Genomic DNA, 12,831 nt, shown 5'->3' with positions numbered 1-12,831 from the left:
TTAGGAAGGTCCTGTCGCGGTCAGGCGCCTCAATCATGTCTGGTGAGAAAGGCCGAGACGACGTCGAGGCAAAGTTCCTTTTCCTCGACATGCGGCATGTGGCTGGATTGCTCGAAGAGCACCCATTCGCAACCTTTGACGCGATCGACATAGGGTTTGACGACCAGCGGCGTCGCCTCATCATATTTGCCGGAGATCAAAAGCGTTGGCGCCTCGATGAGCGGCAGGCGATCCTCGATCGTCCAGTCCTTCATCGTGCCGATGACGTGGAATTCGGTCGGACCGTTCATGTTGCGGTAGACGGTATTGTCTTCGTCCATGATGGCGAAGGTGCGCGCCACTTCCGGCGGCCAGGGCGATACGCGGCAGACATGCCGATCGTAGAAGAAACGCGAGGCGGCGACATAGTCGGGGTCGGTGATGGTGCCGGCTTCCTCATGCTTCAGCAGCGTATGCTGCACTTCCTGCGGCAGCTCCTCGCGCAGGCGGTTTGCCTCCGCCACCCAGGTGTGCATGTTGGCTGGCGAATTGGCGATGACGAGCGCCTTCAGGCCTTTCGGCTGGCGCACGGCGTGTTCGGCACCGAGCATGCCACCCCAGGACTGGCCGAGGAAGGCGTAGCGATCCTGAATACCGAGATGTTTCAGCAGCGCGTCGAGCTCTTCGAGAAAGAGCGCCGGCGTCCAGAAATCCGGTCCCTTTTCAGGCAGCCGCGTGGAGTTGCCGTTGCCGAGCTGATCGTAGTGAATGACCGCGCGGCCATCGAGCTCGGCGATACCCTTGAAGGAATCGACGTAATCATGCGTGCAGCCGGGGCCGCCATGGGCGACGACAAGCGGTAGTTTTTGAGAATCCAGTGAACCGGTAATGCGATACCATGTCTGGTATTCGCGAAATGGCAGATAGGCTTCCTTCGTCGGAACTGCGGCCACAAGTCTCTCCATCCTAGGTGCAGCGATGAAAGACCATAGCGTCGCCGCAACGGTGACGGCAGCTATCAGAAGTTATAGGATGGTCGATCCTCCAGCAGGCGGTAGTGCGTGGCGCGCACCACGGCCTGTGTGCGATTGCGGGCGCCGAGCTTCTTGGCTGCAGCATTGAGATGCATGACGACCGTCGGCACCGACCGATCGATGATGCGGGAAATCTCCTTGGCCGAAAGGCCATCGGCGGAATGGCGCAGACACTCGCGCTCCCGCTCCGTCAGGCGGACCTTCCCGACACTCAGCGCCTTGGCGTCGAAAAGCGAATACGCAGCCTCGTGGAAGATATGGGCCAGCAGGTTGAAATCGGCAATGTAGCGAAGCGCATGACGCTCGAAATCGCTGTTGGCGCCGAAGCGAATGCCGGTCACGGTCGCGTAGTCGCCGCGAGGCATATGGACGGGAACAGTCACACCCGTCGACATGTCGCGCTCGCTGAGATAGCGCGTCACCGGCACCGTATCGTCGCTCATGAAACGGTTGATGAGGGTGTCTGCATCCCTGTCGTAATTCCAGAAGAAGGGGGCTGAGGTGCGCAACGCCACCTGCTGTACGGGATCAATGCGGAAATAGCCGCGATCGAACCAGTATTCCCGCATGTCCTCGGAAATATTGCGCAACTTCAAGAGCGAAGGGATCATGATCGCACCGTCGAGGTCGTAAGGCACCGGCGTGTAGTCGTAGATCAGAGCCTCGAAGCCGATCTCTTTCATCGCCTCGAAAACCTGATCGATACGACCATCAAGGGTCTGATGGATGGCGAATTGCCGTCTGATCGTTCCGATTTCGTCAAGCATGGCAGGCTCCCGGTCGGTGGTTCCCCACCCTATCACTTCTTATAGCTGGCGAAGACTGAGGTTTGAGGTAAAAATTTAGCCATGCCCAATTATTGAGCAAGCGAAATCTTCTGCCGGAGCGGTGAATGTGGCGTGAAATCGAGCCCGAGGCACGACATGAAATCGAAGTCGACGGCTATAAGGTGGTCGCCTACAGCTTTGGAAGCGGCGGCGAGACCGTTTTATGCCTGAATGGCGGACCCGGCCTGCCCTGCGACTACCTGCGTGAGGCTCATTCCTGCCTCATCGACAAGGGCTACCGCGTGGTGGCTTTCGATCAGCTCGGCACCGGCGCCTCCGACCGGCCGACGGATCGATCGCTTTGGACCATCGGCCGCTATGTCGAGGAGACGGAGACGGTACGCAAGGCGCTCGGCCTCGGCAAAGTGCATATGCTTGGTCATTCCTGGGGCGGATGGCTGGCGATCGACTATGCGCTGACCTATCCGGAGAACCTGCAGACGCTGATCCTCGAAGACACTGTCGCCGACATGCCGCATCTGATTTCCGAGCTGGAGCGGCTGCGCGCGGCCCTCGGTCCGGAGACGGTGGCGATGATGCAGAAACACGAGGCGCAGGGCACCTACAATCATCCGGAATATCTGGCGGCGGTGACGATTCTCAATTACCGCCATGTCTGCCGTTTGCCGGAATGGCCGGCCCCCGTGCGTCGCTCGCTGGACGACTGGAACATGGGTCCATACGAGACCATGCAGGGGCCGAACGAGTTCCTCTATATCGGCAATCTGAAGGACTGGAACCGGATTCCCGACCTGCCGCGTGTGACGATGCCGGTGCTGATCACGACTGGCGAGCATGACGAACTGACACCAGCCTGCGCGCTGCGGATGAAGCTTGCCTTGCCGAACGTCGAACTCAAGGTCTTCGCCAATGCCAGCCACATGCCCTTCTATGAAAATCCGCATGATTATTATCCGGCGCTGGTCGATTTTCTATCGCGGCATAGGGCAAGCTGATGCAGGGTAAGGTGATCGGTACCCGACGAAGACAAGGGGGCGAGCGCCGCCATGCATCGTTATAAGTTCATACTGACCCGGCCGGTTCAGTTTCTGCCCGTTATCTTCGGCATCAGTGTCATCACCTTCATTCTGGTGCGACTGATCCCCGGTGATCCCGCCCGCAACATTCTCGGCACGCGCGCCACGCCGACCGCACTTGCCAATATCCGAGCCCAATATGGCCTCGATCAGCCGATGTGGCTGCAATATTTCTACTTCCTCAAAAACCTCGTAAATGGCGAGATGGGCAAGTCGATCCTCTACAAGATCGATGTGCTGCCGCTGATCGCAACCCGCATCGAGCCGACGATCGCGCTGGTGCTGACCAGCGTCATTCTGTCGATCCTGATCGCCGTGCCGATGGCGGCGATTGCCGCTCGCAATTCCGGCCAGGCGCCGGATCATGCGGTGCGTATCGTCTCCACCTTCGGGATTGGCTTTCCGCCCTTCTGGCTCGGCCTGATGCTGATCATTCTCTTCAGCGTAGAACTCGGCATCCTGCCGGTCTCCGGCTACGGCACGACACTGGGCGACAAGCTCTCCCATCTCATGCTGCCAAGCCTGACAGTGGCATTGTCGCTGTCGACGGTTCTCACCCGCAGCCTGCGCTCCGCCATGATCGAATCCTTGAAATCCGATGTGGCGACGGCTGCGCGTGCACGCGGCATGCCTGAGAGCATTGTTTTCTGGCGTCACGTGCTGCCGAATTCGCTCGTACCGACCATCAATCTTCTCGCCGTCAACATCGGCTGGCTGATCGGCGGCACGGTCGTCGTTGAAAGCGTCTTTGCCCTGCCCGGCATGGGGCAGTTGCTGGTACGCGCCATCTTCTCGCGGGATTACATGGTCGTGCAGGGCGTTGCCATGACATTTGCCTGCGCCACCGTACTCGTCAATTTCATCGCCGACATCGTCACCGTCGCTGTTGATCCGAGGGTGAAGCTATGAGTGTCGAAGCCATTACTCCCAAGCCGGTCGCCTGGCGCCGTTTCCTCGGCCGCCGGCTGACGCTCGTGTTCGGCTCGGCCATTCTGCTGTTCTTCCTGCTTCTGGCGATAGCGGCTCCACTGGTGGCTCCCTATGATCCGATCCTGCAGAATGCCGATGTCCGACTGCAGGGACCGTCACTCGCCCATCTCTTCGGCACGGATAATTTCGGCCGTGACATCCTGTCCCGCGTCATCTGGGGCGCCCGCATCGATCTGCAGATCGCCGTCATCGGCGTCCTCTTCCCTTTCCTGATCGGCACGACCGTCGGCACGATCGCCGGCTTCTTCGGCGGTCTCGTCGATGCGATTTTCATGCGCCTCGTCGATATCATTCTCGCCTTCCCGTTCCTCGTGCTGATGCTGTCGATCATCGCCATTCTCGGCCCGGGCCTCGGCAGCTTTTATATCGCCATCGCTTTGGTCGGCTGGGTCTCCTATGCGCGTCTCATCCGCGCGCAGATGCTGGTTCTGAAAAGCAGCGACTACGCGGTCGCAGCCGTCAGTCTCGGCTTCAGCCGCACCCGCATCATGTTCCGCCATCTGCTGCCGAATGCAATTGCCGGCTCCATCGTCTTTTCCATGTCGGACGCCACACTGGTGCTGCTCAGCGGCGCAGCGGTCAGCTATCTCGGCCTCGGTGTGCAGCCGCCGCTTGCCGAATGGGGCGTCATGGTCGCGGAAGGGCAGAGCTTCATCACCACGGCCTGGTGGATCACGCTTTTCCCCGGCCTTTCGATAGTCTGCCTTGCCTTCGGTTTCAGCATGCTGGGTGATGCGCTCGGCGAACTTTTCGGAGTTCGAGAATGAGTGCATCAGTGCTTTCCGTCCGCGATCTGACGGTCAAGGTTCATCTCGACGGCGGCACGCGAACGCTGATCGATCATGTTTCCTTGGATCTCGCCAAGGGCGAAGTCCTCGGCCTCGTTGGCGAAAGCGGCTCGGGCAAGAGCCTGCTCTGCCGTTCGCTTGTCCGGCTGCTGCCCTCCTCGCTGATCAAGATCGAGGGCGGCACCGTCCTGCTTGAAGGACGCGACCTGACGACGGCAAGCGATGCCGACATGCTCGATGTCCGTGGCGGCGAGATCGGCATGATCTTCCAGAACCCGACAAGCCATCTCGACCCGGTCATGCGCATCGGCGACCAGATTTCCGAGGGCATCCGCTATCACCAGGACCTGGGAGCGAAGGAAGCGCGGGCCGCCGCCATCGAGATCCTGACGCAGGTCGGCTTTCCCGATCCCATGCGCCAGTATGACAGCTATCCGCACGAATTTTCGGGCGGCATGCGCCAACGCGCGATGATCGGCGTGGCCCTCTCCTGCAATCCGAAAATCCTGATTGCCGACGAGCCGACAACGGCGCTCGACGTGACCATCCAGGCACAGATCCTGAAGCTCTTGCTGGAGATCCGCGACAAGCGCGGGCTGTCGATCATCCTCATCACCCATGACCTCGGCATCGTCGCGCAGACCTGCGACCGTATTGCTGTCATGCGCAACGGCAGGCTGCTCGAACAGGGGCCGAAGCGCGCGATCCTCTCGCGGCCTCAGGACCCCTATACGATCAATCTGATCAACAGCCATCCTTCCATGCCGGATGAGATGACTGTACCCACTGCGGAAGTCGCATCCCCCGCGGCATCGACCAAACCTCTCCTCGAAATCGACGACCTCCATGTGCGGTTCAAGGCCGGTGGCAGTCTCTTTAAGGGCAGCACGAAGACGGTAAGTGCGGTTTCGGGCGTCAGCCTTCAGGTCATGCCGGGTGAGACCATCGGCATTGTCGGCGAATCCGGCAGCGGCAAGAGCACGCTCGCACGCGCCGTCCTCGGCCTGACCCCGATTTCCTCTGGCCATGTCTCTTTCGGCGGCATCGATCTTGCACAGCAACGGGCAGCCGGCCTCGCAAAGCTGCGGCGCGAGACGGCCATGGTCTTCCAGGATCCCTATAATGCACTCAATCCGCGGCTCACCATCGGCCAGATGCTTGCCGAAGTGCTGAAGGTGCAAGGCAAGGTTCCAATATCTGCCATTCCGGCGCGCATCGGCGAACTGCTCGATCTCGTCGGGCTGGAGCGGGAATTCGCCAACCGCAGGCCTCGCAGCATGAGCGGCGGCCAGTGTCAGCGTGCCGGCATCGCCAGGGCGCTCGCCGTCGATCCGAAGCTCATCATTGCAGACGAATGCGTCGCAGCCCTCGACGTGACCATCCAGGCACAGATCATCGCGCTTTTCCGCGAACTGACCGCGAAGATGAACCTGACGCTGATGTTCATCGCCCATGACCTGGCGATCGTGCGCAATCTCTGCGAACGCGTCGTCGTCATGTATCGCGGCGAGATCGTCGAGGAAGGCCGTTCGGATGAGGTTTTCGCTCGACCGAAGCACCCCTATACCGCGGCGCTGATTGCCGCCATCCCCGACATCGATCCGGACAAGCCGCTTCTCGCAGGAGCGGGCCCGGAAGACGAACTGCAGTCAATGTCGGCTCTACCCGTTAAACGCATGCCATAACAACGAAGGGAACGAACATGATCACCAGATGGAAATCAATCGGGCTTGCAGCGCTTCTTGCAGGCCTGACACTCAGCGCATCTTACGCCGAGGCCGCCGGCGTGCTTACCATCGGCCGCCGCGAGGATTCGACCACATTCGATCCGATCAAGACGGCGCAGAACATCGACAACTGGGTGTTCTCCAACGTCTATGACGTACTGATCCGCGTCGACAAGACCGGAACCAAGCTGGAGCCCGGCCTTGCCGAAAGCTGGACGGTCTCCGACGACGGCCTGACCTATGTCTTCAAGATCCGCGACGCAAAATTCTCCGACGGTTCGCCGCTGACGGCCGAAGACGCCGCCTATAGCCTGCTGCGCATCCGCAATGACGAGGGCTCGCTCTGGAGTGATTCCTACAAGGTGATCGATACGGCTGTCGCCACTGACCCGCATACGCTGACAATCAAGCTCAAGAACCCTTCCGCGCCCTTCCTGTCGACGCTGGCACTGCCGAATGCCTCCGTCATCTCCAAGGCCGGCATGGAATCCATGGGCGCGGATGCCTATGGCGAAAAACCGGTCGCGTCGGGTGCCTTTACCGTCGAGGAATGGCGTCGCGGCGACCGTATCATCCTGAAGAAGAACCCGAATTTCTGGCAGGCGGACCGGGTGAAGCTCGACGGGGTCGAGTGGATCTCGGTGCCTGACGACAATACCCGCATGCTGAACGTGCAGGCTGGCCAGCTCGATGCGGCCATCTTCGTGCCCTTCTCGCGCGTCGAGGAGCTGAAGAAGGATGCAAACCTCAACGTGCTGATCGATCCTTCGACGCGTGAAGATCATCTGCTGATCAACCATGCGCATGGCGATCTCGGCAAGAAGGAAGTGCGCCAGGCCCTCGACCTGGCGATCGACAAGAAGGCAATCGTCGAGGCCGTCACCTTCGGCCAGGGCACGGTCGCCAATTCCTACATTCCGAAGGGTGCCCTCTACCACTACGCCGACAATCTGCAGCGCCCCTATGATCCGGAAAAGGCCAAGCAGATGCTGGCTGATGCCGGCGTTTCCAATCTAACATTAAACTACCTGATCCGCGCCGGTGACGAGGTGGATGAGCAGACGGCCGTGCTGGTGCAGCAGCAGCTCGCCAAGGCCGGCATCACTGCCAATTTGCAGAAGGTCGACCCCAGCCAGGAATGGGACATGACCGTTGCCGGCGACTACGACATCTCCGTCAACTACTGGACGAACGACATTCTCGACCCGGACCAGAAGACGACCTTCGTGCTCGGCCATGACTCCAACAACAACTACTCGACCAACTACAAGAACGAGGCGGTGAAAGAGCTGGTCGCCAAGGCCCGCCTGGAACTCGATCCGAAGAAGCGCGAGCAAATGTACATCGACCTGCAGAAGACGGCGAAGGACGACGTCAACTGGATCGATCTCTACTATAGCCCCTATATCAATGTGGCTCGCAAGAACATCGACAACTTCTACCAGAACCCGCTTGGCCGCTTCTTCCTGGAAGACACGGTCAAGAACTGACAAATTGCGGATTTGCGATCATACTCCGCCGCTCGACGTGCGGCGGAGTATTCCGATAACGGAGGCGGTGATGACGGCGGACGAAATCGCATTCATGAGCGTAGCCGAGCTTGGGCGAGCCTATAGAAACGGTTCGCTTTCCCCTGTCGATGTCGTACGTGCCAGCATTCAACGGCTGGAGAGGCTGGAGCCTGCCCTGAATGCCGTCGCGCAGAGACTGGATGAGATGGCGCTTGCAGACGCCGAACAGGCAACCGAGGAGCTGCGGTCCGGCAGGGATCGCGGACCGTTGCACGGCATTCCGGTCGCCATCAAGGATCTGATCGAGGTCAAGGGCGCTCCAACCGGCTACGGCAGCAAGGTGCGGCCACCTGCCATGGCAAGCGAGGACGGCCTGCTGGTGCAGTGGCTGCGGGAGGCCGGTGCGATCTTCCTCTGCAAGTCCAACCTGCTCGAATATGCCTATGGCATTGCCCATCCTGACGTCGGCCAGACGAACAATCCCCATGATGTCGGGCGCACGTCCGGCGGCTCCAGCGGTGGCTCGGCCGCTCTCGTTGCCGCCGGCATCCTGCCGCTTGCGATCGGCACAGATACGGGCGGCTCGATCCGCATCCCGGCCTCCTATTGCGGCATCGTCGGACTGAAGCCGACATTCGGACTGGTGCCTCTTAACGGTGTCTTCCCGCTCTCCTGGAGCCTCGATCATGCTGGCCCTCTGGCGCGCAACGTTACGGATACGGCGCTGTTGCTCGAAGTGCTGGCCGGCAAGGCATTTCCACTTTCGGCGCCTTCGCTGCAAGGCGTCAGGATCGGCGCGGTGCAATTCCATTGCGACAGTCCCGAGTTGACGCCGGCAGCTGCCGCCAATCTCGCCGAAGCACTCAAGCGGCTTGAGGCAGCGGGTGCAATCGTCAAGCGCATCGACATTCCGGAGCTTACGCTCGCCAATTCGGAACTGCGCCGGATCATCCTGCCCGAGGCCTCCGTCATCCACGCTCCGCTCCATGCCGAAAATCCTGCGGGGTATGCGCTGCGCACGCGATCGCAGGTGGAGGCTGGTTTCGAAGCGAAGGCGGTGGATTACATCAGAGCACAGGAATTCCGCGTCAAGCTTCGCAATGCCGTCGAAGCGGTATTCAGCGACATCGACGTGCTTCTCGGACCGAGCGTACCCTTCCCAGCGCCGATTACGGATCCGGAATTCACCGAGGACGGCGAGGAAGGCGAAATGCTCTCCAGCGGCTTCGCCAACATGACCGGTCAGCCATCCCTCAGCCTGCCATCAGGCATGGACGGTCATCTGCCGCTTGGACTGCAATTGACCGGCCCGATCGGTAGCGACGGGAAGCTGCTGCAGATCGCGCTCGGTATCGAGGCCGCACTCGATGCTTACCGCAGGCCATCCCCTGCGGCAGTTCTCTAGACCACTCCGCTTCCCGTCACACCGACGGAAAATCGCTGTTGGCCGCCAATCGGCGATAGACCTCAACGGCATAGAGCACGGTGCGGGTCTGCACCTCGTGGCAATCGACGAAGACCTGCTCGTAAACCGTCTCGTCGGTCGCTTCGGTGATGATTGTTACCGGAGCCTGATAGAGCGAACTGACTTGCTTGAGAACCGGAATGCCGTAGCGCACTTCGAAGGGAGCATTCGGCATGTGGAGGCGGACGCAATCGATCTGCCTTGCATTGAATTCGACGAGGCTCTTGTCCTCGGCGAGACGTTTGGCCACCTCTTCAAGGATCGTCTCGCCGATCGCCTCCCAGCCCGGATGAGTGCAGACAATCAGGAAGAAGCCTTTCGGAATGGTCCAGAGTTCGAAGCCGCGCGGCAGGTAGCCCGACATAGGCCGGGTCCACTCATGGGAGGGATAGCCGTGCAGATTGAGATGCAGCTTGGCGCATGACAGCTCGAGGGCCTTGCCGCGTGCCTCGCGCTCGTAGATCGGCGGCGGAACGGTGAACGAGAGGTCATCGCCGAAGGCCGTATAGCGAGCGGCGTGATGCATATGGAAGGGGTTCTCGACAATCAGTCGCTGATGAAGCTCATATCCATCGACATTCTCCACCGGAACGATGGCAAAGTGCTGGCTGGGATCGGCAGCGAGCATCTGTGCGGCGCGCAACGCCCCGACCGGACCGCTGGTCTCATTGGCATGCTGGCCCGAGGAGATGAGCACGGCCGGCCCTGGCCCCTTGTGGTAGCGGCCGAGCACTTCGCGCCCCTCGCGCGAAATGGCCTTGATCGGTTCACCCTCGATCTTTGCGAGTTCGCGGCGGATCTGACCAATCTTAAGGGGCCTCGTTGCCGTGGCGATATCGATATCCTCGCCTGTGGTCTCCTCGTGTTCGCCGAAGTCCTCGACGGTCATGACGATGCGTGGATTGCCATCGGTGCCGCTGATATCGGGAACGATCTGGCCTGGTCTTGCGCCGCCCCGCCCCGCCATCGCGCCCATTTCGGCATCCAGGCATTCGCGCAGACTGAAGAACAGGTCTTCATGCATGGCTTCGCGCAGGCTGATGCTCTCGCTGCAGAAATCGAGATCGAGATCCCTGGCCGGTAAGTCGACTGCAATGCGCAACCGGTCGAAATAGGGCTGCTTGCGACCCCATGTCTGCTGTTTGACGGCATCGACGGCCGCCAGGAACATCATCTCGAAATCGGTCTTCAACCGTGCACCCTTGTGCCAGCCGCAGCAGCGCAGCACCGGCATGCCGACGTGGTCATCCTCCACCACGTTGGGGGCAAAGACCGTATAGGCCTTCGTTTCTCCCGCCTTGGTGGTCAGCGTGACATCGTAAGTGAGATCGAGCGTGTTGGCGTGAAAGGCGATTTCGGCATCGCCAACGAGAGCCGCCAGCGGGTAGGCCTCGATCAGAAAGCGTTGCGGATCGGCGGCAGAATGAAGAGGATATCCGATCTCCACCTTGGCAAGGGACGCAATATGCAGTTCCTCAAGGAAAAAATAGACGAGCGGCTTGTAGGAGCTGCGGATGCGCGCTGTGATGCCGACGGCGGCCAGCTTTTCTTCTGCAGCCTGCCGCGAGGGCGCATCGTCGAAGACCCACGCTTCAACCGGAATGCCCGGCGGATTGGCGATCAGCTCGGAAACAAGCACGTCGAGCGTGCGCGGAACGTCGAGATTGAGGATGGTGCTCATTTTTCCCTCGTCGGATCGAGATAGTCACGAAGCCAGTCACCGAGCAGATTGAGCCCGAGGACGGTGAACATGATGGCAAAGCCCGGAAAGACGCTGACCCACCATGCCGACTGCACATAGGTGCGGCCGTCGGCAAGCATGCCGCCCCAGCTCGGAATGGAGGCGTCGACGCCGAGGCCGACAAAGGTCAGGCTGCTTTCGAGCAGGATGTTGTTGGCGACATTCAGCGTCATCAGCACGATGATCGGGCCGATGATGTTCGGCAGGATATGTACGAGAATGATCCGCATGCGACCGACGCCTATCGCTCGCGCCGCCTGGACGAATTCGCGATCGCGCAGGGAGAGCACGAGGCCGCGCACCAGACGGGCATATTGCACCCACTGGGCGATGATCATCAGCGAAATGAGGATCGGCAGGCCCGGCCCGACGATGGCGATGAAGGTCAGCGCCATCAGCATGAAAGGCATGGCCAGCTGCACATCGGCAATGCGCATGAGGATCATGTCGGCAACGCCGCGAAAATAGCCGGCAATCAGCCCGGCGATCGTGCCGACGATGGTCGCGCCGGTGACCGACAGCAAGCCGACGATCAGAGAAATCTTGCCGCCGGCGGCAATGCGTGCCAGCACGTCGCGGCCGAGGGGATCGGTTCCGAAAATATGGTTGAGGCTGACGAATGGCGGCAACAGTCGGGCACGAAGATCCATCATGTCCGCCTTGGTTCCGAATATCACATCGGAGAAGACGACAAGCAGAACCATTCCGGCGGTGAGGAGGATGCCGAGGATGAGCTCCAGCGGCGTATGACGGAAGAAGGATCGGGACATTGTCTGAGAGGATGCCACGGCTCACTTCCTCCCGATGCGCGGATCGATGATGCCATAGGCGATGTCGATCACCAGGTTGGTCAGCACGATCAGCAGCGCCAGCACGGTGATCGTGCCTTGCAGCACGGGATAGTCACGCGACGAGATGGCATCGAAGGCAAGGCTGCCCATGCCCGGCCAGTTGAAGACACGCTCGACGATAACCACCCCGCCGAGCAGATCACCGAATTGCAGACCGACGAAGGTGAGCAGCGGAATGAGGCAGTTGCGCAGTGCGTGCTTGTAGAGCACGACCCTGTCCTTGAGCCCCTTGGCGCGGGAGACGAGAATGAATTGTGCCGACAGGGTCTCGAGCATGGCCGAGCGCACGATGCGCACATTGACCGCCGAGAGGATGAGCGCCAGCGTCAGGCAGGGCAGAACCAGACCCGAATAGGCCAGGAAGCCGCTGGACGGCAGCCATCCCAGCTTGATGGAGAAGATCAGCACCAGCATGATCGCCAGCCAGAAATTCGGGAATGATAGCCCGACAAGTGACAGGATGCGGACGATCTGATCCCCCCAAGAGCCCGACTTGACCGCGGCATGAATGCCGAGCGGGATGGAAATGACGAAGGACAGGATGAGCGACAGGAAGGACAAGAGCAGGGTTGCCGGCAAGGCCTGAGCGATCAGGCTCCAGACCGGCGTGCCGCCAAAGAAGCTCTTGCCGAAGTCGCCTTTGACGACGCCGGAGATGAAATTCAAATATTGCATGTGGAACGGTTGGTCGAGACCAAGGCCGACACGAATATTCTGCAGATCCTGCTCGGTGACGGCAGCGCCGCCGCTGACGAGCATGGCTGTCGGATCACCGGACAGCCGGATCGCATAGGAAACGAGTAGCGTGACGACGATCACGACGAAAAGTGCCTGCAAGAGGCGTTTGGCAATATAGGCTGGCATGGCGTGACCCTGCGGAG

General features: G+C 60.5%; 11 protein-coding genes. 6 read left to right on the top strand and 5 right to left on the bottom strand.

The window, feature by feature from the left end; translation table 11 throughout:
- Positions 1-29 precede the first annotated feature (29 nt).
- Positions 30-944: a proline iminopeptidase-family hydrolase gene (locus ACK9YZ_RS25685; protein WP_416068107.1), complete on the bottom strand. Its 915-nt coding sequence runs from the start codon at positions 942-944 to the stop codon at positions 30-32.
- A 53-nt stretch (positions 945-997) separates the two neighbouring features.
- On the bottom strand, positions 998-1,780 hold the full coding sequence (locus tag ACK9YZ_RS25680) for a LuxR family transcriptional regulator (RefSeq protein WP_416068106.1): 783 nt from the start codon (positions 1,778-1,780) through the stop codon (positions 998-1,000).
- 125 nt (positions 1,781-1,905) lie between these two features.
- Between ACK9YZ_RS25680 and ACK9YZ_RS25675 the strand changes: the two genes are divergently transcribed.
- The 6 genes from ACK9YZ_RS25675 (at position 1,906) to ACK9YZ_RS25650 (ending at position 9,298) form a co-directional block, all read left to right on the top strand.
- Positions 1,906-2,796 carry a proline iminopeptidase-family hydrolase gene (locus tag ACK9YZ_RS25675; protein ID WP_416068105.1) on the top strand — a complete coding sequence of 297 codons (891 nt, stop codon included), beginning with the start codon at positions 1,906-1,908 and terminating at the stop codon, positions 2,794-2,796.
- Between the two features lie 51 nt (positions 2,797-2,847).
- Positions 2,848-3,786, top strand: coding sequence for an ABC transporter permease (locus ACK9YZ_RS25670; protein WP_416068104.1), 939 nt, complete (start codon positions 2,848-2,850; stop codon positions 3,784-3,786).
- Positions 3,783-4,634: an ABC transporter permease gene (locus ACK9YZ_RS25665; protein ID WP_416068103.1), complete on the top strand. Its 852-nt coding sequence runs from the start codon at positions 3,783-3,785 to the stop codon at positions 4,632-4,634. Before ACK9YZ_RS25670 ends, ACK9YZ_RS25665 begins: the two co-directional genes overlap by 4 nt.
- Entirely contained in the window at positions 4,631-6,340 is a 1,710-nt protein-coding gene (locus tag ACK9YZ_RS25660) for a dipeptide ABC transporter ATP-binding protein (RefSeq protein ID WP_416068102.1), read from the top strand. Before ACK9YZ_RS25665 ends, ACK9YZ_RS25660 begins: the two co-directional genes overlap by 4 nt.
- A gap of 17 nt (positions 6,341-6,357) precedes the next feature.
- Positions 6,358-7,872, top strand: coding sequence for an ABC transporter substrate-binding protein (locus ACK9YZ_RS25655; RefSeq protein ID WP_416068101.1), 1,515 nt, complete (start codon positions 6,358-6,360; stop codon positions 7,870-7,872).
- 70 nt (positions 7,873-7,942) lie between these two features.
- Positions 7,943-9,298 carry an amidase gene (locus ACK9YZ_RS25650; protein WP_416068100.1) on the top strand — a complete coding sequence of 452 codons (1,356 nt, stop codon included), beginning with the start codon at positions 7,943-7,945 and terminating at the stop codon, positions 9,296-9,298.
- Positions 9,299-9,314: 16 nt separating this feature from the next.
- Here ACK9YZ_RS25650 and ACK9YZ_RS25645 read toward each other — a convergent pair whose 3' ends face one another.
- Genes ACK9YZ_RS25645 through ACK9YZ_RS25635 form a run of 3 tightly spaced genes read right to left on the bottom strand, consistent with a single transcriptional unit; the run spans position 9,315 to position 12,814 of the window.
- Positions 9,315-11,039: a M14 family zinc carboxypeptidase gene (locus tag ACK9YZ_RS25645; RefSeq protein WP_416068099.1), complete on the bottom strand. Its 1,725-nt coding sequence runs from the start codon at positions 11,037-11,039 to the stop codon at positions 9,315-9,317.
- Entirely contained in the window at positions 11,036-11,869 is an 834-nt protein-coding gene (locus ACK9YZ_RS25640) for an ABC transporter permease (protein WP_416068424.1), read from the bottom strand. Before ACK9YZ_RS25640 ends, ACK9YZ_RS25645 begins: the two co-directional genes overlap by 4 nt.
- A gap of 21 nt (positions 11,870-11,890) precedes the next feature.
- Complete coding sequence (locus ACK9YZ_RS25635) at positions 11,891-12,814, bottom strand: ABC transporter permease (protein WP_416068098.1); 924 nt, start codon at positions 12,812-12,814, stop codon at positions 11,891-11,893.
- Positions 12,815-12,831: the final 17 nt, after the last annotated feature.

Source organism: Rhizobium sp. ZK1 (assembly GCF_047782645.1).
Classification (GTDB): domain Bacteria; phylum Pseudomonadota; class Alphaproteobacteria; order Rhizobiales; family Rhizobiaceae; genus Rhizobium.
This window is presented reverse-complemented; position numbering and strand designations above follow the sequence as displayed.

What these genes read in the sequence shown, in the direction of transcription:
- ACK9YZ_RS25645 (WP_416068099.1), bottom strand. Translation starts at nt 11,039, where the DNA reads ATGAGCACCATCCTCAATCTCGACGTTCCGCGCACGCTCGACGTGCTT.
- ACK9YZ_RS25660 (WP_416068102.1), top strand. Translation starts at nt 4,631, where the DNA reads ATGAGTGCATCAGTGCTTTCCGTCCGCGATCTGACGGTCAAGGTTCAT.
- ACK9YZ_RS25650 (WP_416068100.1), top strand. Translation starts at nt 7,943, where the DNA reads ATGACGGCGGACGAAATCGCATTCATGAGCGTAGCCGAGCTTGGGCGA.
- ACK9YZ_RS25640 (WP_416068424.1), bottom strand. Translation starts at nt 11,869, where the DNA reads ATGTCCCGATCCTTCTTCCGTCATACGCCGCTGGAGCTCATCCTCGGC.
- ACK9YZ_RS25655 (WP_416068101.1), top strand. Translation starts at nt 6,358, where the DNA reads ATGATCACCAGATGGAAATCAATCGGGCTTGCAGCGCTTCTTGCAGGC.
- ACK9YZ_RS25685 (WP_416068107.1), bottom strand. Translation starts at nt 944, where the DNA reads ATGGAGAGACTTGTGGCCGCAGTTCCGACGAAGGAAGCCTATCTGCCA.
- ACK9YZ_RS25670 (WP_416068104.1), top strand. Translation starts at nt 2,848, where the DNA reads ATGCATCGTTATAAGTTCATACTGACCCGGCCGGTTCAGTTTCTGCCC.
- ACK9YZ_RS25680 (WP_416068106.1), bottom strand. Translation starts at nt 1,780, where the DNA reads ATGCTTGACGAAATCGGAACGATCAGACGGCAATTCGCCATCCATCAG.
- ACK9YZ_RS25635 (WP_416068098.1), bottom strand. Translation starts at nt 12,814, where the DNA reads ATGCCAGCCTATATTGCCAAACGCCTCTTGCAGGCACTTTTCGTCGTG.
- ACK9YZ_RS25665 (WP_416068103.1), top strand. Translation starts at nt 3,783, where the DNA reads ATGAGTGTCGAAGCCATTACTCCCAAGCCGGTCGCCTGGCGCCGTTTC.
- ACK9YZ_RS25675 (WP_416068105.1), top strand. Translation starts at nt 1,906, where the DNA reads ATGTGGCGTGAAATCGAGCCCGAGGCACGACATGAAATCGAAGTCGAC.